Origin of the sequence: Rothia sp. HMSC065G12 (assembly GCF_001811455.1) — a bacterium.
Taxonomy (GTDB): Bacteria; Actinomycetota; Actinomycetes; order Actinomycetales; family Micrococcaceae; genus Rothia; species Rothia dentocariosa.
Map to the genome: position 1 here is coordinate 1 of NZ_KV804792.1, position 21,841 is coordinate 21,841.

Consider the following 21,841-nt stretch of genomic DNA (forward strand, 5'->3'; position numbering starts at 1 on the left):
GGGCTTCGTCTATTTCGAGTCCAGTCGGGGGAGCATTTAAAAGCCTCGGAGTTTCACTCTGAGGCTTTTCTTATAAGGTGACTGGACTTTGCCAGTAACCCACTCCATATTTTCTCAACGCTGGGGGTCTCTAAATACCCTCGCCCAAGAACCCTCTCGCGCATCAAACATCGCTGTCTCGAACCACTATATGAATGCATACGCACAAAAGTTTTCGAGAAATTACACAGCACACGGTAGAATGCGAAAGATACCCTACACACCATAAAACCGTATACTGCCGCCTTCTGAAGATTCGATGGGAGCAGAAAAATCATACGGTTTGGCCGGTGTGATCGCTGGGGCGGTTGTGTAACAACACACCTGCGGTAAGAATAGAGCTAGAATAATAACCGTGGGGTGCCAAACAGAAGCTCCACACAGAACAATCACGGAGAGGTGGGCATGACCACAAACACTAATCCCCAAGGCATACGAGCAGGCATTGCAGGGATTAAGTCAAGTATCGCGGGTCTCTTTGATGCCGCTAAGGTACTTAAAACCCTAGGTATTAACCAGGTCAAAGACGAAGTCCAGATTGCAAAGCACGAGCTTAAGACCAAAGGCGTCGCTCTTGGCAAAGGTGCAGCATTTCTCGCCGTCGCAGCTGTTTTTGCGTGCTTCATGGTCATCGCTATTATCGGTCTGCTTATCTTCCTCCTTGGACAGCTTGTACCTTTATGGGCCTCAGCGCTGATTTGGGCAGGCGTCTTCCTTATTATTCTCGCCATTTTAGGGCTTATCGGATATAAAAAAGTTAAAGCCCAGCTGCCCTTTGCTCCCGAATCGGCAATCTTCGGCGTTCTCTTCGATCTCGGCGTGCTTCGTGAAGGCAGCGCAATGACAGCCTCCCGTTTGAAACAAGAGCAGGCTGAACGTGCAGCGCGCAAGCAGGCAGAGCGTGAGGCCGCTGCAGAGAAGGCACGCCAAGAAGCTGAGGAGCGTAAGGCACGCGGCGAAGAAGAGCCCAAGCCGCTCACCATTGAGCAGATTCAGCAGCGCACTAAAGAACGTCGCGCACACCTTGCAGCTTTGCGCGATGATATGCAGAAGTACGCACAGAATGCTCAATCCTTCACCCAATCAACCGTAGACTCCGCAAAGACCGGTGTACAGAACGCACCCAGCAGCGCGGCTACCGTTGGGCGCAACATGGTCAGCAACGCATCCAAGCCTGAGGTTGTTAAGGCTCGGTGGAAGTCCTTCGCAGCTCTGGGCGCATCGCTCTCTGCAGTCGTACTCTTCCTCCGAAAGATTGTGCGACGCTAACGCAAGTACCTGCACCACAGACTCCGTATATTGGCCCGTCACCTCCGCGGTGGCGGGCCATTTTTGAGTGCATATAGAGGCGACTCTCAGAGAACTCCAAGGCCTGTTTATGCTGAGGAACGCGATAACACCCGATAAAATAATGAAGAACACCCCATACACCTGAGAAGTCAGACCAAGGAGAACAGGCGATGCAGCAGGCAAAGAAGATCCTGATCGGTGCTGAGACCTATCCCCCCGATGTGAACGGCGCGGCACAATTTGGGCACCGCCTAGCGACCTCTATGCTCAAGCGCGGGCACGAAGTACACGTGGTTGCCGCAAATCCCAGCCGTGGACCTAGCTACCGAACCGTAGTAGAGGGCGGCATCGTCGAGCACCGTCTGCGTTCGCATCTGCCCCCCACTCATGAAACCAACCGCATCTGTATTCCCTGGGAAATCCACGCCGAGGTGGGTCGTATCCTTGATGAAGTTAAGCCGGATGTTATTCATGTGCAGTGCCACTACATTATCGGGCGCGCATTACTGAAGCAGGCACATAAGCGTGGAATTCGAGTTATCGCCACCAACCACTTTATGCCCGCAAATTTAGATCCATTCCTGCCGTTCCCGGAACCCATCAAAAAGGTGTATGCGCATATTACCTGGGCGGATATGCGCCGTCTTTTCAAATATGCGGCGGTGGTGACAACTCCGACTCAGATCGGCGCCGATGCGATGCGAGATCTTGGAAGATTTACTCGCCCCGTTATGCCCGTTTCTAACGGCATTGAAATCAGCGACTACGAACTTGCTGAGGGCGCAGATTTGGGCAAAGCACCCGGCGAACTGCGTGTAACCTTCGTGGGTCGTCTTGCTGAAGAGAAGCACGTAGATGTGCTTATTGAGGCGCTCTCTCTTCTCCCTGAAGACCTTGACCACGTTCGCCTTGATATCGCCGGAGGCGGCGAGCTTCGTGAAACCCTCGAACAGAAGGCACGCGAATGCGGTGTTGAAAACCGAGTGACGTTCCGTGGGTTTGTTCCGGACGAAGAACTGCCGGGTGTTTACCAGAGGGCGGATATTTTCTGTCAGCCTGGGACCGCAGAGCTGCAGTCGCTTGTCTCCTTGGAGGCTATGAGCGCATCCACTCCCGTAGTCTTGGCAAACGCCCTAGCGCTTCCACATCTCGTGGAAGAAGGCGTTAACGGATACCTCTTTGAACCTAATAATCCGCAGGATTTGGCAGATAAACTTACAGCAATTCTTCGTCTACCTGCCGCTGAACGCGAGCAGATGGGGCGTGAGAGCCGCCGTATTGTGGAATTCCACAGTGCGGAGAATACCTGGCGCACTTTTGAGGAATTATATGTATCGGATGCCCCCTATGAGCGCTTTCTTGCTCAACGTTCTGAAAAATAAGATGTGTCTAAGATTCGCCAAAACTGTACCCCTCAGGTACTCTAGAGACGTGGCTTACGCGCTAAGCCTCTAGGGGAGTTAGCTCAGCCGGTTAGAGCAGAGGACTCATAATCCTTTGGTCGTGGGTTCAAGTCCCACACTCCCTACAGACCCCGCTCGGTATGACTCATTTATTACATGTCGCCGAGCGGGGTCTTTTCGCTTTATATCGGGGTTCGAGTTACGCGAGTTAGAACAGAGAGCATAAACACGCTACATTAGATACGAACATTTGAGAGATAAAGCGTTTGCCAGCTACTTTTGAAAAGCACCATTTTCTCTCGGAACCCCTGTTAGAGACTCCGGCTCACTCAAAATGAGGAATAATGACCACCGATAAATCCTGCATGAGAGCGCTACAAGGTTTATATGAGCGTCGCTTTCTGCGTTTTGCCACCGCGTTTACCCTCGCCTCTGTTCTTGGCGTAGCGGCACCCGTTCTTGCGCCGGTGCCTACACACGATCATGGCTCGGCCTTCCTGACAGCGGCTCGCGCAGATCAGCAGGATGTTCCTTCGCCCCATGTTCGCAATCTTATTTTTGTGCTTCAGCTCAAGGAAGACGGTACCTTTGAGGGGCACTTGCTTCTCGGAGATTTTAAAGGTGAGATTGGGCAAAGCGAGCTTCAAGACCTAGATACCTATCTGGAGGCCGTCAAAGTTGATAACCAAAAGGTAGAGTCCGATATTCATTCGTATCAGCCGTATTTTGTGGGTAAAGATGCTCTTATCCCGAAAGAAGCACAGGGTCGGCACGTAACATTTACTGCGAATAGCATCGACCAGGTTAATAGAGACCTCGAACAGCTTCTCGGAACCAAGAATAATTCCATCTCTTTCAGCGAGTCCACAGGAGAAAATCAAGAGCTTTTATCAACCGCAAATGTGCATATTGATTGTGCCGGTATTTGTGATGCGAGCATGTCATCCCCGCCATTGGGGCTTGTAGCAGCGCCCGCATCCTGGGGTAAGAGCGGCGACGAAGCTCTATACAGCGTCAACGAGGCAGCAAAATACGATTCTGGTACATCCTCGGTTGTTAGCTATACGATGAGCCGCCGAGTGGTTCCTGAGAAATTTTCAAGCACTTTCTACATCAGCTCCGAGTCTTCTTTGAGTGCGAGCTTCCAATATACCTTTAGCCCGCTCGACGCAATGCTTTTTAGCCGGAGTATTAATGAGATCTTTGGTGCCTCCAATACAAAGACCGGTGAACATAATATGGAGCGTAATGAGCAGGGTATAGGGCGTACCTTTACTACCCGGATCAGCAATATCAAAGTTCAAGATTTCCAACGTTTGCTCAACAACTATATGCCCGGCAGCGAGGTAAGTCTTGAGAAGGGTGAGAACGATCAGCTGACGTTGCGTGCCAAGCTCGTTGCGGATGCTAAAGTCACCGATAGATTCAGTGGCGACAGTGAATATATTGTGGTGGCGCCGGACGGTATGGCAGTTGTAAATCCTCCTGCTAATACTGTTGTAGATCAGTCCGATGGGGCAATTCATGTGCGCGCCAAGGGTATTAACACCGCCACAATGGAAATTCATATGCAGAAGGCCCCCCGCAACTATAGGCCAATTATGATTGCTGGGATTGTCGTAGCATCCCTGCTCATCGTAGTGCTGATCTCTATCCCCATCGTGGTGACTCGTCGCGTGAAGAAATTAGAAGAAGAATAAATACCTTATTTTCTGAAGATATGACGAATTATCGTGAGTAAAGGCGAGATTTAAGGTAGGGTAAAAAGTAACCTCGCATGCACACGCGAGACATCGCCGATAAACACACGGAGTACTGTTGCTCCAGCGCCTTCTTCCTGGAATAAGGCTTAGCCACGAGATCTTCAGACTTATCTGGTTTCTTGAAGCAACGTCCCGAGTGTATATCGGCTTGTTGCATAGGAAAATCCGAGATAAGGATCAGATGATGAGTGAGAATATTCCGCAGTCCGGTCAAGGTCAGCCACAACATCCTCAAGGCTATGGCAATGACGGGTACCAGAATCCCAACCCCGCTCAACCGTATGGGAACCCTAATATGCACCAGTCTGTACCTCCCCAGGAGCAGGGCGGACAATACCAGCAGGATCCTAATCAGTTTGGAAACCCGGTTCCGGGTGCTCCGAACCAGCAGATTCCCCAGCCGAACGGGTTTAACCCGCAAAACCCTGCACAGCCTCAGGGAGACCCACATGCTGGTTTCGCCCAGCCAGCAGCACCGGCAGTGCCAAACCCTTTCGCTGAAGCTCTCAAGAATGTTTGGGGCAGCTTCCTTGATGTCTTTAAGAGCCAGCCGGGCGACGCACATAAAAGACTGCAGGACAGCCAACCTTGGGGATGGATTATCGCTGTAGCAGCACAGTCCTTCGCAGGCTCTTTGGTCATTACGCAGCTGGTCAGCGGTCTTCTTGGGCTTTTCTACATGTTCCGCGGATCATTCTACGGCAGCCGGGGGAGCTCCTCTCAGGGAGGAAACTTTGGGCAGACCGTCATGATTTTTCTGATTTTCTTTGTCGCAATTTTTGCGATTCACGTTCTGCGCGGCTTGCAGCTCATGCTGACCGCTCGTATCGGAAAAGTTCAGTCGAGTTTCAACGACTGCATGAGCGCGGCAGGTGTTGCGGCTCTTCCCTTGGTTGGCTCCTATCTTCTGCTCTACCTCTTTGTTCTTCTCACGATGGGTACAAATGGGAAGAACTTTGCAGAGAACCCCATCCTGACGATATATCTTCTGGTAGCAATCTTTGCGTTCTCGATTGTGATCGGTGAGTCTCTTATCTACCTAGGGCTGAATCGCCTAGGCCGTTTTGAGAAATCGCCTGTGTTAATGCACGCTCTTCTTACAACTGCATGGGTTATTGTGGCCATCATCGTATACAATATTGCGTTCCAGATGATGCCTAACCCCATGGCATCAAGCTTCTAGGAGCATTGTAAGATGAGCCAGCTACTACAGCAGCGCTCGTCAAGACGGCAAGGAAGACTTGGATTCCTTGCCGTCTTTCTGACGGTTCTAGCGCTCATTATGTCTGCCTGTGGTGCAAAAGTTGAGACAAATCTTGGGCTTGAAAATTCCGAGAAAGGCTCCCGCACCATTACAGTGTCTTTCAGCTTGAAAGATAATAAAGATTACCTCAAAGGCGACGTTAACGCTCTTGACGCTTCGATTAAGAAACACAAACCTCAAGAACTTGATTATGAGGGCATTCGAACCGAAGGCGATAATGCTCAGGCCACCTTCAAAGTGAATTTTAATAGCGTAGATGAGTATCGTACTAAAGTCTCCGCTATCTTGAAGGCTTCAAGCTTTGATAAAGAACCCAGAATTCTGATTAGCGACAGCAAAGACGGTTTGGTTCAGGGCGTTGAAGTCTCTGAAAACTTCACCTCGCAGGACCTTATCAAGTGGCTTCCCGAAGCGCTTGTAACAGACGGCTTGGTCGAAGCAAAACGCAAAGACAATGTCCTGCAGTCAAGTGGGAAAAACAGCGTTACCTTTGAAGGTCGCGAAATTAAAACAACAGAGTCCTCCAATGAGGTTCAAGCTAAAGACCTCAAAGATAATGGGTTTGATGAAGTTGTGATTGCGGTCGATAAGAAGGACGGTAAATATAACGCCAAGATTGTCTTTCTCGCAAAAGAGATCATGGTACCTGACCGGGTAAGTGCTGTAGACACTTATCTTAACTCGGTGAAACCTGAGGGAGCTGAGCTTACCAAGGGTATTGACGAAGAAATCGCCAAAAAGTCTTACCGGAGTTTACCGTCCACGCAATCTGGTAAAGATGAAAGCGGTCGCAACCTAAAATTTACTGCCGATTCTTTCGAGGATCTCAATGCTAAACTTCAGAAAATTCTGGGTACTCAAGAGACCGCGTTAGAAAGTTCCCAAGAAGTTAAAACTGATTCTTCTGGGGCGAAGATCATTGAGCATGTAACAGGTTCAGTTGATTGCAGCCGTGTGTGTTCACCGGGAACCAACTACGGGGTGAAGTTTAGCTTCTCTGACGACGGTAAAAATTTTGACCAGGACTACGGTTCGTCGAATAGCTCAAGCTCAAGCGCATCCGCGTCGGATAGGGTAATAAAAGTCAACCTAAAGAATTCGCGCACGATTCAGCCTGAAAGCCTAAACGTGACTTCTGCGCTGGGTATGGACGGTTCTGTTGAAGCGAAGTTTGAACTTGCCTTTAAGAGTTCTGATGTCGCGCAGGCTGGGGATGCCCTTAAGTCTTTCGTTCAAGGGTCTGATGAGGCTCAAGCGACATTTGAGGAACGTACTGACGGCGATAATACGATATATTCAGCAAAGATACGAGGCAAAGATTCTGCGGAATTCAATACCCGTATTGGTGCTTACCTACCCGGTTCTGAAATGACGATTCATCATCCTGGCGGGGTTAATCTCTTCGGAGCAGACTATACGGTTTCGCCCAAGTTTAACCTGCAGGAGCGTTTTGGCCAGCTACAGCCCAAAAACTACGATTTCAAGTTTGAACTCCCCATCATGAGCTCGGTTAAAACCGATGCTCTGCAGGGAAGTAACTCTATGTTTGGTCGCCAAGATTCACATCTCTCTGGCGACGGGCGTAACGTTACGGTTAATAGCTCGGAGGGTTATGTCAATACCTCATCCCTCACCATTCCAGCGCATGGGTTTACCATGACGGACTTTGTGGTGGATGCTATTTTGCTCGGTCTGCTTCTGCTGATTCTGTTGGTGCTCTTCATCTTCCGCAAGCGCATTCGTCGCGCAAGCCAGAAGGCACGCGAACGCCGAGCTGCACAGCAAGCGGTGCAGCCGACAGCAGCCTACACAGCTTCAGACTCGGATGTTCTCAATTACGGCGACGATTCGCCGACCGTTGCGTTCTCGTCCGGAAGCTCCTATGCGGCTGAAACGGACGGTACTATCCCGCTGCCCGCCCAACAGGCTCCTACCCCGAAGCACGCTGCAAAGTCACAGCAGAAACCCGTTTCGGGTGATAGTGATCAGGACTTTTTGCAGTAGTGCCGTGCCATAACGTATAGCAAAGCAGAGACCGGTTGGTCAGGCACACAGTGAGCCCCGCATCGTACACGATGCGGGGCTCACGACATATAGGTAATATTTCAGGCTTTGAAACTCTCGTCAACGGGAAGTAGTATAGTCGGTTCTGCTGGTCCCAACAGAAGCATAGGGTTAATATATTCTGCGTTTTTGCCGCTTCCGTTCTTGTGGTCGCCGCCGCGCCGAACGCTCCAGTAAAGGCATGTGGTAGAGCACCGAGGTTTTGCGGGATGCGCATCCACCCGAGCGATAACCTGCCCCGCCTGAACGTGAGTACCGACTGGCAGAGGATCGGTGACAGGCTCGAAACTCGACCTATACCCGTTCGGATGCTCAATGACTACTACCTGTCGATCGACGACAGTTCCCGAGAAAACTATGGTTCCAGGCGCCGGAGCGCGTACTTGGTCCTGTTCTGTTGCCTCAAGATCGACTCCGCGATGCCCTGCCGACCACCGCTGACTGGGCTTGATAAAGGCATGAATGACATGAGGTTTTCCAGATATAGGTGAAATCCATGAACGCGCAGAAGTGTGCATGATCTGTAGGGGACCGTGTCGGTACTTTATACCGCTGACGTGTGGCCCGAAGCCTAAAGATAATGCCACGGTAAGGACTATGATCTGGATCGTTAAAACCCGCAAGAATATTGGAGAAGGCACCCAGACTTTTATAGGATGCCCTGAGCGCCAGCATGCTAGAAGAAACAGGGGAGTACGCCACAGTGCAGATATAAAGTGTTGTCTGGACATCGTAAAAATACGTGCCTGTGCCGCCAGACCCGCGCGGTGCATCCACGCCCCCAACCAATCACATATCATTCTTCGAGCACACCACAGTCGAAGACGCATAAAGATATGTACAAGGCTGTACTGTGGAAAACTTACCCTTTCGGGACATTTTTATTCGATATCCACAGACGGTAATTAGCGTTTTCGTGAAAAACAGGTGAGACGACTTAGCGTTTTTCACAAACCTCCAAAATATGAAGACTCGTGATTCTATGGATTCAAGTGAGGTAGTAGCAACAATTTTTATAAAAAACCACGCTTATCCGGGCGAAAAGCTCACGGTACTAAAGACTTAAGACCCAAATATCAGGTACAATTTTCTATTGCAGTGTGCCTAGCCTGGTAACGGAAAGGCTCGCTGACGACGCGTGGCGTGAGCACCTGGAACCTAAATAACAGGTGATAAAAGACCTTCGGTCCGCTTAGAACAAGCGGTCAGGGCTTGAGACACGGGGCAACCCGAATGTCTAATCGCCACTAGGATAAACCGATAACTACTATGCGCGCGTGTGGCTAGCCCGAGATGGGAGGTCAGCGCGGCACCCTGATATAAAGGAGACGACATGCCCGTCGTAACTATGCGTGAGATGCTGGATTCCGGCGTTCACTTCGGTCACCAGACCCGCCGTTGGAACCCCAAGATGAAGCGTTTCATCCTCACCGAACGCAACGGCATTTACATCATCGACCTGCAGCAGTCCCTCGAATTCATTGATAAGGCTTTTGAGGCTGTTAAATCCACCGTTGCACACGGCGGCAACATTCTGTTTGTGGGTACCAAGAAGCAGGCACAGGAAGTTATTGCTGAGCAGGCTACCCGCGTGAATATGCCTTACGTTAACCACCGCTGGCTTGGTGGTATGCTCACCAACTTCTCCACCATCGCTAAGAGCATTGAGCGTATGAAGGAACTTGAGCAGATCGACTTTGACGATGTCGCAGGGTCTCGTTACACCAAGAAGGAACTGCTCTTGATGCGCCGCGAGTTTGAGAAGCTCGAAAAGACCCTGGGCGGTATCCGTAACCTGAGCAAGGTTCCCTCCCTCGTCTGGGTTGTTGATACCAAGAAGGAGCACCTGGCGGTTAACGAGGCTCAGAAGCTGGGCATCCCCGTGGTAGCTATTCTTGACACCAACTGTGACCCTGACGAAGTTGCATTCCCCATCCCTGGTAACGACGATGCGATCCGTTCCGTCAACCTGCTCACCCGTGTGGTGGCAGACGCTGTTGCTGCAGGTCTCATTGAGCGTAATGCTAAGAAGACCGGTAAGGCAGAGGCTGCTGAAGAGCCTATGGCTGCGTGGGAGCGCGAACTGCTAGAGCAGCACGAGGCAGCTCAGGCGGCTGAAGCTAAGTAGGCTTTAGCTTTTCCACGATGGGAAAAGCAGTACGGACGGTACCTACCCTGTGGCGGGGAAGGTGCCGTCCGCTCATAGCTCATGGGCGTTATCACGCCTACATCTTAAATTAAGGAAAAAGAGGAGTTCACATGGCGAACTACACTGCAGCAGACATCAAGGCACTGCGTGAGAAGACCGGCGCAGGTATGCTCGACGTCAAGAAAGCTCTCGATGAGGCTAACGGCGACCAGCAGAAAGCAATGGAGATTATCCGTGTGAAGGGTCTGAAGGGCGTCACCAAGCGTGAAGGTCGTGCAACCGCTGAAGGTTTGGTTGCAGCTCGCGTAGAAAACGGCGTTGGTTACATGGTTGAGGTCAATTCTGAAACCGACTTCGTGGCTAAGTCCGAACCCTTCATCACCTTCGGGCGTAACGTGCTGGAGGCTGCTATCGCGGCTAACGCATCCACTCTGGAAGAGCTGCAGGCCGCATCCTTCGAGGGTAAGACCGTTGAAGAGCTCACCACCGATGCTGCCGCCCTGCTGGGTGAGAAGGTCGTGGTGCGCCGCGTAGCACGCGTTGAAGGCGAGAACGTGGCAGTTTACCTGCACAAGACCTCTAAGGACCTGCCCGCACAGGTTGGTGTTCTGCTTGCTGTTTCCGGTAATAACGTTGATGAAATTGCGCATGACGTCGCAGTCCACATCGCAGCGATGAGCCCCAAGTACCTGGACTCTGAATCTATCCCGGCTGACCAGGTTGAAGCTGAGAAGCGTGTTGCACGTGAGACCGCAATCGCTGAGGGCAAGCCCGAGAAGATTCTGGATAAGATCGTTGAGGGTCGTCTCAAGGGCTTCTTCAAAGAGAACACCCTGCTTGACCAGGACTTCGCAAAAGACACCAAGAAGTCTGTGGCACAGGCACTCTCTGAGGCTGGCGCAACCGCTACCGGTTTCGCACGTTTCCGCGTTGGTGCCTAGTTTCTAGGAGCTTTCCTCAAGCAGACAGCCTTTACTGAGGTTATATGCTAAAGTCGGATGCTTGCCCTGTGAAGGGTGAGCATCCGACTTTTTGTATAAATATTGTGCAGGTTGCGCACCTAGCGCAAAGAAAGTTCCAGAACCTATTTTCTGTATAGATTATCTTGCAGATACAGTGTTGACCTGAGGTTTTATAGGGTTTTATATGCCCGGAGCATTTAGTCTCTTAAACTCTACGCCTTCTGGCATGTCGAATGAGAGAGAAAAATATCGAAGGGTGTACCACAAGACAGTGTTTCCGTAGCGTATCCTTGATAAGGACTATTGAGTGTTCACCCCGTTATCAGCATAAGTTTTATCCGTTGGAGGGTATTTATGACCGACTCACACACGCACCCAATCCATCGAGACGACACCGGTCGTCGCCGTGTTCTACTCAAGCTCTCAGGCGAAGTTTTCGGCGGGGGAGAAGTTGGTATTTCGACCGGGGTTGTGCGTAATATTGCACAGCAGATTGCAGCAACTGTGGGTAAGGTAGAGACCTCCATCGTGATTGGCGGCGGTAACTTCTTCCGTGGCGCCGAGCTTTCACAGGCAGGTATGGATCGTTCCCGCGCAGACTATATGGGCATGCTCGGTACCGTGATGAACTCTCTGGCTCTTCAGGATTTCTTGGAGCAAGAAGGTATTGATACCCGCGTACAGTCTGCTATTACTATGCCGCAGGTTGCAGAAACCTACATTCCTCGCCGCGCTATTCGCCATATGCAGAAAGACCGTGTGGTTATTTTCGGCGCCGGTGCCGGTCTGCCCTATTTTTCGACCGATACCGTAGCTGCCCAGCGAGCCTTGGAAATTCACGCTGACGAAGTTCTGGTAGCAAAGAATGGTGTGGACGGCATCTACACTGCCGATCCGAATAAAGACCCTCAGGCTGAGCGCCTGTATAACCTCACCTACGATGAAGCTATGCAACGCAACATTCGTGTGTTGGATCAGACCGCATTCTCCCTATGTCGCGATAATAACGTGACGATGCGCGTCTTCGGCATGCAGGGCGAAGGTAACGTAACCCGCGCTATTCTGGGGGAGAAGATGGGTACTCTTGTAACCCGCTAAAGAAACGTTATGCCGTTATACTCCTTGCATTAGAAGCCGTTCAACGGCTTAGCCATAAGGAAAAAACGGTGAGAAGTCGCCCGAGATAGTCTCGGGCGACTAAACTATAACTAGGTCGCGGTTTGCACCGTTTGGTGTTTCCCGTAGCCGTAGCTACCAAAATCGGCATGAGCCGACTTCCCCTATAAAGGAGATTCCGTCGTGATCGAAGAAACCCTTGCCGAAGCCGGCGAGAAGATGGATAAGACCATTGAAGCTATCAAAACAGAATTCGCCAAAGTCCGCACCGGACGTGTGAACCCTGCGATTTTTAGCTCTATTACCGCAGACTACTACGGCGCGCCGACTCCATTGCAGCAGCTGGTGTCGTTCAACGTTGAAGATGCCCGTACGGTTAAGATTGTTCCATTTGATGTGAGCGCTTTAGCTGCTATCGAAAAAGCAGTGCGTGACTCTGACTTGGGTGTAAACCCCAGCAACGACGGTGCCGCTATCCGCGTGGTTATGCCCGAGATGACCTCTGAGCGTCGTAAAGAATACATAAAATTGGTCAACCACAAAGCCGAGGAAGCTCGCGTTTCGGTACGTAATGTGCGCCGCCATGCTAAAACCGTCATTGATAAGCTTGTGAAAGACGGCGAGATCGGTGAGGACGACGGTGCCCGTGCCGAAAAAGAGCTTGATGCCCTCACTAAGAAACATGTAGATACTATCGATGAGCTCTACAAGCACAAGGAATCTGAGCTGCTTGAGGTTTAAGGCTCAGAGATGAACACACGAGAAGATACGGGGGATAAGAAGAGCGAAACAGCCCCCGCCCCAGGGAAAACAGCATCCCGAGCGGGGCGCAACTTACCCGCCGCTATCGGCGTAGGCGTAGCATTCGGCGCGGTGCTGACTACAGGGCTTTTCTTTCCTCCGTTTCTTGTGCTTCTCTGCGCGATCTCTACCGGGCTGGGAAGCTGGGAGCTTGCCTCCGCACTCAACAAAAAACGCGACTACAATTTACCCCTGACACTGGTGACGGTGCTGGCTCCGATCCCCACAGTCTCAGCGTATATTTGGGGATTCACTGGTTTGGGGATCTCCTGCGTTGCTGTCGCCCTAGTACTTGCTTGTATCACCTTGGTGGTACCCAGGAAACGTACAGCCTCACGGTATAAAGTTTTGAGGGGTCTCATTCTAATTTTGGGATGGGTACCCTTGACCCTCGGAATTTCGATGGTGTACTTTAGCACCGAGCGCGGTTGGGCAGGCATCCTGATGATCCTTCTCATGGCAGTCAGCAACGATACTTTCGGGTATATTGCCGGTGTTATATGGGGTAAACATCCTATAGCACCTACCATTTCTCCAAAGAAGAGCTGGGAGGGCTTTGCCGGTTCCTATCTTGGGTCTGCCGTGGTAGCGTGTATTGCTCTAAGTATTTTGGGGCAGAAATGGTACTGGGGAATACCGCTCGCTGCGGTCATGGTTATCGCCTCTACGGCGGGTGATCTTGTAGAATCTGTTTTTAAACGTCGAATAGGCATCAAGGATATGTCAAATATCCTGCCTGGGCACGGCGGCATGATGGATCGTCTGGACTCGGTACTTTTTGCGGCCGCGGTTGGGTGTTTGATTTTTACCTTTGTGCTTCCTCTCTAGAGCGGAACACAGGATAGCGAAAACTTTATGCGTAGGGTACGCACACGAGCTGCTCACGTCGTGTGCCCTGCCTGATGATAAGGAGAATCCTTGGCAACGAATACTAGTCGTACAGATAACGGCTTCGGCCGTGCGGCAGAACTCGAACCTGGTTATAAACGAACCGAGGTCGATCGTCTCTTTGCTCGACTAGCCGAGGATTACGAACAGCTAAGCGGCGCTGTACAGCAGCACGCTAATATTTACACGTCGCGGCTTATTCGCCAGGTTGTTTTTCGTACCGAGCCCGGCGGCTATGCGGTAGGGGACGTCGATCGCGCCCTAGAGCGTATAGAAGAACGTTTTGCCAAACTGGAACGCAGCCGTTATATAGAACAGTACGGTTTAAGCAATTGGGAGCTATCCCTCGTAGACGCGGGTGAGCTGCTGGCACAGCGACTAGAGCGGCCGGATGGTGAACGCTTCCGCCGTCCCTCTAAACGCAAGCACGCCGGGTATTTTGTGGGTGATGTTGATAAGGTATGCCATCATATCTATGCTCAACTCAATAGCGAAGAACCGCTTGATACATCCGTTATTCGTAACGCTGTCTTTAGGTCTGCGACCGGCTCGGTGAGCTATGAAGAAACCCAGGTTGATGCCTTTATGGATCGCTGTATCGAGCTTATCCAAGATCTGACCTAAGACGTTGCTGGCAGCCGCAGGACCTTCTGAGACCGTGCTGGCAGCATGCGATACTAGTAAACATGAAGTTTGGTTCCTCTACCCGGGTTGGGGGCTTCCGCGAAACCCTCACTGATGCTCTTAAACATGGACTTTGCGATGCTCGAAGGGTTACTTTACTCGGTTCCACCGGGTCTATTGGCACCCAAGCAGTACAGGTTATAGAGCATCTTGCGCGTCTTGCGGGCACCACCGTCGATGCTGAGGATGCACCGCTGAAGGTTGCAGCTCTTAGCGCCGGTTCACGCTCCCTCGAATTATTAGCACAGCAGGCGGTTCGGGTACGTGCCGAGCTTGTTGCCACCAGCGGCACGACGCAGGATGCACAACGGTTGCAAGAATACCTTGATGCGGCCGCCCGCAGTGTGGGCATTAGCGGGTACAGTCCGCGCATCGTCTGGGGAGAACGTGCCAGCGTTGAGGCGGCGGCGCATCCGGCGGATGTGGTACTCAACGGCATTACCGGATCTATCGGTTTAGAACCCACACTGACCGCCCTCAAAGCGGGGTACCGGGTTGCCCTTGCGAATAAAGAATCTTTGATCGCGGGTGGACCGCTTGTGCGTGCTGCCGTCGATGCCTCACCGTTAGAAACCCCGATGGTTCCCGTGGATTCGGAACATTCGGCTCTTGCCCAAGCGTTAGCCAGCGGCACCGACGCCGAGATAGACCGGCTGATTCTCACGGCCTCAGGAGGACCTTTTCGAGGATATACCCGTGACATGCTTTATGACGTTACCCCACGGCAGGCGCTGGCGCATCCTACCTGGGATATGGGGCTGGTGGTCACAACCAATTCGGCAACGATGGTGAATAAGGCCCTTGAGGTATTAGAGGCACACCATCTTTTTGGGGTTGATCTTGACCGCATTGATGTTGCGGTGCACCCGCAGTCGATTGTGCATTCGATGGTTCAGTTCGTAGACGGCGCGACTATCGCCCAGGCGTCCCCGCCGACCATGCTTCTGCCTATTGCTCTGGGACTGACGTGGCCGCATCGCATTCCGCAGGTAGCGGCTCCCTGTGATTGGACTCAGGCGCAAACATGGACTTTTGAGCCGCTTGATTCGACGGCTTTCCCTGCTGTGCAGATGATTAAAGAGGCGGGCAAGCGGGGCGGAACCTTTCCCACCGTTTTTAACGCCGCTAATGAGGAAGCGGTTAGCGCTTTCCACGCCGGTAAAATTCGGTTTACCGATATTGTGGATTCCGTGGCGCGTGTTTTGGAGGCGCACGCCGCCAGTAGCGAGGTTACGGCTGAAGCCGACATGAGCTTAGAGGCTGTTCTGAACGCCGAAGCTTGGGCACGCGCATACGCTCGTGAGTTCTACGCCACGAAGATGCCGTCATAACCATCACGAAGGTTTTCCCTACGCGGCGCATAACCTGAGCGCCACGTACCCTATAATTTCACAGCTTAGGGGAGTACCCTAGAGACTTCGCGGGAAACCGCTTGAGAACCCGTACCTTTTGTTGCGAAGGAGAAATGTGGAGATTCTGCTCTACGCCGCAGGCGTCATCATTATGGCGATAGCTATTGCGCTGTCTATTGCTCTGCATGAGGTGGGACACCTGGTACCTGCGAAACTCTTTAAGGTGCGTGTACCGCAATATATGATTGGTTTCGGCAAAACTATTTTTTCGTTCCGCCGCGGTGAAACTGAGTACGGGTTTAAAGCTATTCCTTTAGGCGGATATATTTCTATGATTGGCATGTATCCGCCTGCGCCCGAACACGAGGAGCGCGTGAAACGGGCGATGGAGCATCCCACAGAGGGGAACGCCGAGGGTACCACTGGCGTTGAGGAAGAACACGAACCCGAGCTCGAAACTCTTCGCGCCGGAACTACCAGTCCTTTTGGGTCTTTGGCGAATGCGGCCCGTGAGGCTGACTTAGAGCGCCTGAAACCCGGAGATGAAAATCGTCTGTTTTATAAACTTCCCGTGTATAAACGCATGATTATCATGCTGGGCGGGCCTAGCATGAACTTGCTCATCGGGATCGTATGCACCGCCATTCTCATCTGTGGTTTTGGAACCCTGTCTGCAACTAATAAAGTGGCATCGGTTTCCGACTGCGTGCCAAAAGCAACGATCACCGAAGACCGTATCTCATATTCCGAATGTACTGACTCGTCGGCACCGTCTCCCGCGAAAGCGGCAGGACTGCGTAAAGATGACCGTATAGTTGCTATCAACGGCAACCGCACGAGCACCTGGGAACAGGTTTCTTCTAACATCCGTCAGGCAGGGAATAATACCGTAACCGTCACCATTGAACGCGATGGTTCTGAGCAGCAGCTCACCATGACCCCGGCGCTTTTGGAGCGTCCGGTCGTGGATGAAAAGACCCGAGAATATGTGCGTAACGACGATGGGTCATTCAAGATGATGACCGGCGGCTTTATCGGTATCTCACCAACTTCGGAGATGGTTCCAGGCTCGTTGGGCGATGTTATGCCCAATGTGGGCGACACGCTGGGACGTATTGCACATTCCATGTGGTCGCTGCCGCAGCGCGTATGGGAGCTGGGAGTAAATCTCTTCTCTAATCAGGAACGCGATGCGAACTCCCCGGTATCCGTAGTGGGGGTAAGCCGGATTGCCGGTGAAGTGGCCTCGACAGACCGTATCGATCTGAAAGCAAAAACTGCGACCTTAGTCTCGCTGATAGCCGGAATGAACCTGATGCTTTTCGCCTTCAACCTACTTCCGCTTCTTCCCCTGGACGGAGGGCATGTTTTTGGTGCTCTGTGGGAGGCAATTCGACGTGGCTTCGCCAAGCTTACCCGCCGTGCCGATCCCGGTCCGTTTGACCCGGTCAAACTTCTGCCGCTTACCTATGTTGTAGCGGGTGCTTTCATTCTGATGTCCATTGTGATTATTGCCGCCGACTTTATTAAACCCCTGCGGCTGTTCTAAATGGCGGAGCAAGCTATGCACCGCATAGCGTCTAGTGAGGATCGTGTACGCAAACGAATTGTGAGCGGGACTACCGCTTTTTCATCTCATCGTGATATTGCTCGCGGTTAGGGTATCCGTATTAGTGGTTCTGCGCGCGACGGTGGCACAATAGGAAGCTGAGCGGCGCATCCCGCGCCCCAATTTTATGACATTTGGAGGATTGCCTTGTCGGTTAGCCTTGGTATGCCGAAGCCTGCACCTGCGGTTCTTGCACCCCGCCGCAAGACCCGTCAATTCAAGGTAGGTACAGTGGGCATCGGTTCCGAATCTCCCATTTCGGTACAGTCTATGACGACCACCAAGACCCACGATATCGGTTCAACTTTGCAGCAAATTGCCGAGCTAACCGCCGCCGGATGCGATATCGTGCGCGTGGCATGCCCGACCGATAAAGACGCTGAGGCACTACCTATCATCGCAAAGCAGTCTAATATTCCGGTGATCGCGGATATTCACTTTCAGCCCAAGTACGTGTATGCGGCTATTAAAGCCGGATGCGGCGCGGTGCGTGTGAATCCCGGTAACATTCGTAAATTCGATGACCAGGTAAAAGAGATCGCCGAGATGGCTTCAGATCACGGTACCTCTATCCGCATCGGTGTGAATGCTGGTTCACTCGATAAACGTCTGCTCGAAAAATATGGCCACGCCACCCCGGAGGCACTGGTTGAATCCGCTGTGTGGGAAGCCTCTCTCTTTGAAGAGCACGGGTTCCGCGATTTCAAGATTTCCGTTAAACATAACGATCCGGTGGTTATGGTTGAGGCATACCGGCAGCTTGCCGCACGCGGCGATTGGCCTTTGCACTTAGGCGTAACAGAAGCAGGTCCCGCGTTCCAGGGAACCATCAAGAGTTCGGTAGCATTCGGCACCCTCCTCTCTCAAGGGATTGGCGATACGATCCGTGTTTCGCTTTCGGCCCCTCCGGTGGAAGAAGTCAAGGTGGGAACCAAGATTCTGGAATCCCTTAACCTGCGCCCGCGCAAGCTCGACATTGTTTCGTGCCCCTCATGCGGTCGCGCCCAGGTGAATGTGTGGGAGCTCGCCGAAAACGTGACCAAGGGCTTGGAGCATATGAAGGTTCCGCTTCGCGTCGCCGTGATGGGATGCGTGGTGAACGGTCCCGGCGAGGCACGTGAAGCAGACTTAGGAGTGGCATCCGGTAACGGTAAGGGACAGATCTTTGTGAAAGGGGAAGTTATTAAAACCGTTCCCGAAGATCAGATCGTGGAAACCCTTCTTGAAGAGGCAACCCGTATTGCTGCCGAGATGGAAGCCTCGGGGGAGTACGTGCCCGAAGGCGCCCCCGCTGTTACCGTCAAATAGTACGGCTGTACCTCGTCCGTAGCGTTGAATATAAACGCGACGAGTCTGAAATCTCTAAGCGCCTCGCCTTCAACGGACGCGGGGCGCTTAGCTGTGACACATTCAAAACCGCGATAGCTCTCTCGTTAGATAGAATCGAAAGCGTGCTCAAAAAGTTTTTCTCCTCATCTGCCCCCCAGGTGGTGGCTCTCGATCGGCGCGATGCAGATGCCCTCGAAGAGCTTCTCTATGCGGATACGCTGGGGAACCTCTACGCTATTGAGCATTACGATATTTACGGGCTGCCGCCAGCATCGGCATCCGGAGCACGCATGACGGGGAATAAGCTGCCAGCACAGTATCGCGGGTTCGTGGGGATTTACGAAGATAACATCTTGCTGAGCGCGCTGTTACTGGGCAGCAATACCGTTCCCATCTGGTTACCCGACGACGATCGAATGCGCTCACATGCCGAGGTTCTTGCTCACCTCATTTACCATTCTCGGGGCAGCATTGAGTCTCTTTTTGGACCCAGTGAATGTGTGCTTCCAATCTGGGAGTACTTGAGGAAACGCCTCGCGAGTCCTTTCTCTGTTCGGACGGTACAGCCGCTACTGTACCTGCCCCCAGAAAAAAATCTATTCTCACTCTATTCGGCCTCTCTGCCTGAACTGCCCGGCTATCTACCCTCGTTACAGTCGGTTCCAGAGAACCCTGGAGGATATGTGCGCTGTACTGTTCTGTCAGATTACGATGATGTTCTGCCTGCCGCAGCCGCTATGTTCCATGAGGAAGTCGGTATTGAACCCATCGCACGGTACGGCAGCAACTACAGAAACCGTGTACGGTCGATGGTATCCGAAGGCAAAAACGTGATTGTCACTAACGATCTCGGCGTGGTGGTTTTCAAAGCTGATCTGGGTATATCGCATCTGGACGCTGCGCAGATACAGGGCGTTTGGGTGCACCCTGACTATCGCGGTCTGGGGCTTGCGGCTCCGTTTCTTGCTGCGGCCTGTGAGCTTTTCCGAGAGAGGCACCCGCATCTGAGCCTCTACGTTAATAACTACAACGATCGGGCACTTTCTCTCTATCAGCGCACCGGATGGGAAGATATTGGGCAATATTCGACCATTATCCTTACTCGTTAGCGTCTGAAAATATACACGTTGGTTTTTTATACCAACTATGCTTCGCCTGTGAGCGCGGAAACCTATAGACTTGTTATATTATTCATCGACGTTCGCCGCCGCTTTCGGGTTAAGGAATGTGGGATGCGGTGAAGGTCTAGCATCAAATCCAAGGAGAACACACATGGTACTTCGCTTGTCCAACCTCTTCGTGCGGACCCTGCGTGAAGATCCTGTAGACGCTGAGGTAGCAAGCCATAAGCTTTTAGTGCGCGCAGGTTATATTCGTCGTGCCGCTCCTGGCGTGTATACCTGGCTGCCCTTGGGTTTGAAAGTTCTGCGCAAGGTAGAAAATATCGTGCGTGAAGAAATGAACGCAATTGGAGCCCAAGAAGTTCTCTTCCCGGCATTGTTGCCGCGAGAACCCTATGAGGCAACTAACCGGTGGGAAGAATACGGTGATAATCTCTTCCGCCTTCAGGACCGCAAGGGCGCCGATATGCTGCTGGCGCCCACCCATGAGGAAATGTTCACCCTGTTGGTGAAAGACCTTTATTCCTCCTACAAGGATCTGCCGCTGTATATTTACCAGATCCAGAATAAGTACCGTGACGAGGCTCGACCCCGCGCTGGTTTGTTGCGTGGGCGCGAATTTGTCATGAAGGATTCCTACTCTTTTACTGTGGACGACGAAGGCTTGAATGAAGCTTACGAGGCCCACCGCGCCGCTTACCAGCGTATTTTTAACCGCTTGGGATTAGACACCGTCATAGTGACCGCGCAATCGGGTGCTATGGGTGGTTCACGCAGTGAAGAATTCCTGCATCCGACCCCTGTAGGTGAAGACACTTTTGTGCGTTCCGCCGGTGGCTACGCCGCAAATGTGGAGGCAGTCACCACCGTTGTGCCTGCAGATATTGATTTCACGGATACACCCGCAGCTATCGTGCTCGATACCCCCGAATCTCCCACGATTGAAACTCTTGTAACCCAGATGAACGACCTGCACCCGCAGGTGACCGGCGGTGAACTCACCGCTGAACAGACGCTTAAATGTTTTGTGGGCGCAGCCATTACCCCCGCCGGGGAGCGTAAACTCTTTGCCGTGGGTGTACCTGGTGATCGCGAAGTCGATCTGGGACGCGTCGAGGTTAACATTGGTGCGCTCATGGGTATCGGTGGCGAGATCGAGGTTGAGGCTGCTTCTGAGGAGGATCTAAAGAAATTCCCGCAGCTCGTCAAGGGCTATATTGGCCCGGGTCTTACTCTCGATCAGCCCATGTTGGGTGAGAATACCGAAGAGCGTCAAACTGCTACCGGTATTCCGTTTTTCGTTGATCCGCGCGTGGTTCGCGGAACCTCGTGGGTTACTGGCGCTAACGAGCACGGCAAACACGTGGCAAATCTCGTTTACGGGCGGGACTTTAATGCAGACGGTACTTTGGAAGCGTGTGAAGTACGCGAAGGCGACCCAGCACCGGATGGTTCTGGACCGCTTATTGCTGCACGCGGTGTTGAGATGGGACATATCTTCCAGCTTGGCCGTAAATACGCCGAGGCACTGGGACTGAAAGTACTCGATCAGAACGGTAAACTCCAGACCGTGACGATGGGATCTTACGGTATTGGCGTAACCCGTGCGCTTGCCGCAATCGCTGAGGGCAATCATGACGAGAAGGGTCTGATCTGGCCGCGTAACTTGGCACCCGCCGATGTGCACATCGTCATCACGAATAAAGACGCTCAATCCCACGAGTACGCAGAAACCTTGAGCACGGAGCTTGAAGGTGCCGGGGTGCAGGTGCTTTTGGACGACCGTCTGAAAACCAGCCCGGGCGTTAAATTCGGCGATGCAGAGCTTCTGGGCGTACCCACCATCTTAGTGATTGGCCGCGGGTTCAAAGACGGTACTTTGGAACTCAAAGACCGGCGAAACGGAGAGGCACGCGATATTGCCGTATCGGATGCGGTGCGCGAAATCCTCGCCGAGATCCGCTCTTAGGTCCTATTCCCAGGCATAGACGCGTTCATCATCCTTGG

The 21,841-nt window shown here is 52.3% G+C and carries 17 protein-coding genes and 1 tRNA gene; 17 read left to right on the forward strand and 1 reads right to left on the reverse strand.

Annotated elements, in window-relative coordinates; translation table 11 throughout:
* Positions 1–444 precede the first annotated feature (444 nt).
* From HMPREF2804_RS00005 to HMPREF2804_RS00030, 6 genes are all read left to right on the forward strand, one after another.
* Positions 445–1,308 carry a phage holin family protein gene (locus tag HMPREF2804_RS00005; protein ID WP_013398718.1) on the forward strand — a complete coding sequence of 288 codons (864 nt, stop codon included), beginning with the start codon at positions 445–447 and terminating at the stop codon, positions 1,306–1,308.
* 191 nt (positions 1,309–1,499) lie between these two features.
* A complete protein-coding gene (locus tag HMPREF2804_RS00010; protein WP_004006220.1) occupies positions 1,500–2,711 on the forward strand; it encodes a glycosyltransferase in 1,212 nt (403 codons plus the stop codon).
* A gap of 72 nt (positions 2,712–2,783) precedes the next feature.
* A tRNA-Ile gene (locus HMPREF2804_RS00015) sits at positions 2,784–2,857 on the forward strand.
* Between the two features lie 240 nt (positions 2,858–3,097).
* Positions 3,098–4,432 (forward strand): hypothetical protein, encoded by a 1,335-nt coding sequence (locus HMPREF2804_RS00020; protein WP_246822534.1) that lies wholly within the window; start codon positions 3,098–3,100, stop codon positions 4,430–4,432.
* A 247-nt stretch (positions 4,433–4,679) separates the two neighbouring features.
* Complete coding sequence (locus HMPREF2804_RS00025; protein WP_239664779.1) at positions 4,680–5,678, forward strand: Yip1 family protein; 999 nt, start codon at positions 4,680–4,682, stop codon at positions 5,676–5,678.
* A gap of 12 nt (positions 5,679–5,690) precedes the next feature.
* On the forward strand, positions 5,691–7,763 hold the full coding sequence (locus tag HMPREF2804_RS00030; protein WP_070448434.1) for a hypothetical protein: 2,073 nt from the start codon (positions 5,691–5,693) through the stop codon (positions 7,761–7,763).
* A 101-nt stretch (positions 7,764–7,864) separates the two neighbouring features.
* On the opposite strand, the gene HMPREF2804_RS00035 is transcribed toward HMPREF2804_RS00030, so the two are convergent.
* Positions 7,865–8,341 carry a murein hydrolase activator EnvC family protein gene (locus tag HMPREF2804_RS00035; protein ID WP_239661874.1) on the reverse strand — a complete coding sequence of 159 codons (477 nt, stop codon included), beginning with the start codon at positions 8,339–8,341 and terminating at the stop codon, positions 7,865–7,867.
* An 815-nt stretch (positions 8,342–9,156) separates the two neighbouring features.
* Here HMPREF2804_RS00035 and rpsB point away from each other — a divergent pair.
* From rpsB to HMPREF2804_RS00090, 11 genes are all read left to right on the forward strand, one after another.
* Positions 9,157–9,951 carry a 30S ribosomal protein S2 gene (gene rpsB, locus HMPREF2804_RS00040; protein ID WP_004006225.1) on the forward strand — a complete coding sequence of 265 codons (795 nt, stop codon included), beginning with the start codon at positions 9,157–9,159 and terminating at the stop codon, positions 9,949–9,951.
* Positions 9,952–10,082: 131 nt separating this feature from the next.
* Complete coding sequence (gene tsf, locus HMPREF2804_RS00045; RefSeq protein WP_004006226.1) at positions 10,083–10,913, forward strand: translation elongation factor Ts; 831 nt, start codon at positions 10,083–10,085, stop codon at positions 10,911–10,913.
* A 375-nt stretch (positions 10,914–11,288) separates the two neighbouring features.
* Positions 11,289–12,032 carry a UMP kinase gene (gene pyrH / locus HMPREF2804_RS00050; RefSeq protein WP_004006227.1) on the forward strand — a complete coding sequence of 248 codons (744 nt, stop codon included), beginning with the start codon at positions 11,289–11,291 and terminating at the stop codon, positions 12,030–12,032.
* 201 nt (positions 12,033–12,233) lie between these two features.
* Entirely contained in the window at positions 12,234–12,791 is a 558-nt protein-coding gene (gene frr / locus HMPREF2804_RS00055) for a ribosome recycling factor (RefSeq protein ID WP_004006228.1), read from the forward strand.
* Positions 12,792–12,800: 9 nt separating this feature from the next.
* The gene (locus HMPREF2804_RS00060) at positions 12,801–13,679 is read left to right on the forward strand and encodes a phosphatidate cytidylyltransferase (protein WP_070448433.1); all 879 of its coding nucleotides are present in this window, start codon (positions 12,801–12,803) and stop codon (positions 13,677–13,679) included.
* Positions 13,680–13,769: 90 nt separating this feature from the next.
* Positions 13,770–14,363 (forward strand): DivIVA domain-containing protein, encoded by a 594-nt coding sequence (locus HMPREF2804_RS00065; RefSeq protein WP_004006230.1) that lies wholly within the window; start codon positions 13,770–13,772, stop codon positions 14,361–14,363.
* 62 nt (positions 14,364–14,425) lie between these two features.
* On the forward strand, positions 14,426–15,754 hold the full coding sequence (gene dxr / locus HMPREF2804_RS00070) for a 1-deoxy-D-xylulose-5-phosphate reductoisomerase (RefSeq protein WP_070448432.1): 1,329 nt from the start codon (positions 14,426–14,428) through the stop codon (positions 15,752–15,754).
* A 136-nt stretch (positions 15,755–15,890) separates the two neighbouring features.
* Positions 15,891–17,324 (forward strand): M50 family metallopeptidase, encoded by a 1,434-nt coding sequence (locus tag HMPREF2804_RS00075; protein ID WP_048753054.1) that lies wholly within the window; start codon positions 15,891–15,893, stop codon positions 17,322–17,324.
* 225 nt (positions 17,325–17,549) lie between these two features.
* Positions 17,550–18,692, forward strand: coding sequence for a flavodoxin-dependent (E)-4-hydroxy-3-methylbut-2-enyl-diphosphate synthase (gene ispG, locus HMPREF2804_RS00080; protein WP_080974366.1), 1,143 nt, complete (start codon positions 17,550–17,552; stop codon positions 18,690–18,692).
* A gap of 143 nt (positions 18,693–18,835) precedes the next feature.
* Complete coding sequence (locus tag HMPREF2804_RS00085; protein ID WP_070534897.1) at positions 18,836–19,822, forward strand: GNAT family N-acetyltransferase; 987 nt, start codon at positions 18,836–18,838, stop codon at positions 19,820–19,822.
* A 163-nt stretch (positions 19,823–19,985) separates the two neighbouring features.
* Complete coding sequence (locus HMPREF2804_RS00090; RefSeq protein ID WP_070534899.1) at positions 19,986–21,803, forward strand: proline--tRNA ligase; 1,818 nt, start codon at positions 19,986–19,988, stop codon at positions 21,801–21,803.
* Positions 21,804–21,841: the final 38 nt, after the last annotated feature.

What these genes read in the sequence shown, in the direction of transcription:
- HMPREF2804_RS00025 (WP_239664779.1), top strand. Translation starts at nt 4,680, where the DNA reads ATGAGTGAGAATATTCCGCAGTCCGGTCAAGGTCAGCCACAACATCCT.
- HMPREF2804_RS00035 (WP_239661874.1), bottom strand. Translation starts at nt 8,341, where the DNA reads ATGCACACTTCTGCGCGTTCATGGATTTCACCTATATCTGGAAAACCT.
- tsf (WP_004006226.1), top strand. Translation starts at nt 10,083, where the DNA reads ATGGCGAACTACACTGCAGCAGACATCAAGGCACTGCGTGAGAAGACC.
- HMPREF2804_RS00005 (WP_013398718.1), top strand. Translation starts at nt 445, where the DNA reads ATGACCACAAACACTAATCCCCAAGGCATACGAGCAGGCATTGCAGGG.
- HMPREF2804_RS00030 (WP_070448434.1), top strand. Translation starts at nt 5,691, where the DNA reads ATGAGCCAGCTACTACAGCAGCGCTCGTCAAGACGGCAAGGAAGACTT.
- HMPREF2804_RS00020 (WP_246822534.1), top strand. Translation starts at nt 3,098, where the DNA reads ATGAGAGCGCTACAAGGTTTATATGAGCGTCGCTTTCTGCGTTTTGCC.
- pyrH (WP_004006227.1), top strand. Translation starts at nt 11,289, where the DNA reads ATGACCGACTCACACACGCACCCAATCCATCGAGACGACACCGGTCGT.
- HMPREF2804_RS00090 (WP_070534899.1), top strand. Translation starts at nt 19,986, where the DNA reads ATGGTACTTCGCTTGTCCAACCTCTTCGTGCGGACCCTGCGTGAAGAT.
- HMPREF2804_RS00010 (WP_004006220.1), top strand. Translation starts at nt 1,500, where the DNA reads ATGCAGCAGGCAAAGAAGATCCTGATCGGTGCTGAGACCTATCCCCCC.
- HMPREF2804_RS00060 (WP_070448433.1), top strand. Translation starts at nt 12,801, where the DNA reads ATGAACACACGAGAAGATACGGGGGATAAGAAGAGCGAAACAGCCCCC.
- dxr (WP_070448432.1), top strand. Translation starts at nt 14,426, where the DNA reads ATGAAGTTTGGTTCCTCTACCCGGGTTGGGGGCTTCCGCGAAACCCTC.
- rpsB (WP_004006225.1), top strand. Translation starts at nt 9,157, where the DNA reads ATGCCCGTCGTAACTATGCGTGAGATGCTGGATTCCGGCGTTCACTTC.
- ispG (WP_080974366.1), top strand. Translation starts at nt 17,550, where the DNA reads ATGCCGAAGCCTGCACCTGCGGTTCTTGCACCCCGCCGCAAGACCCGT.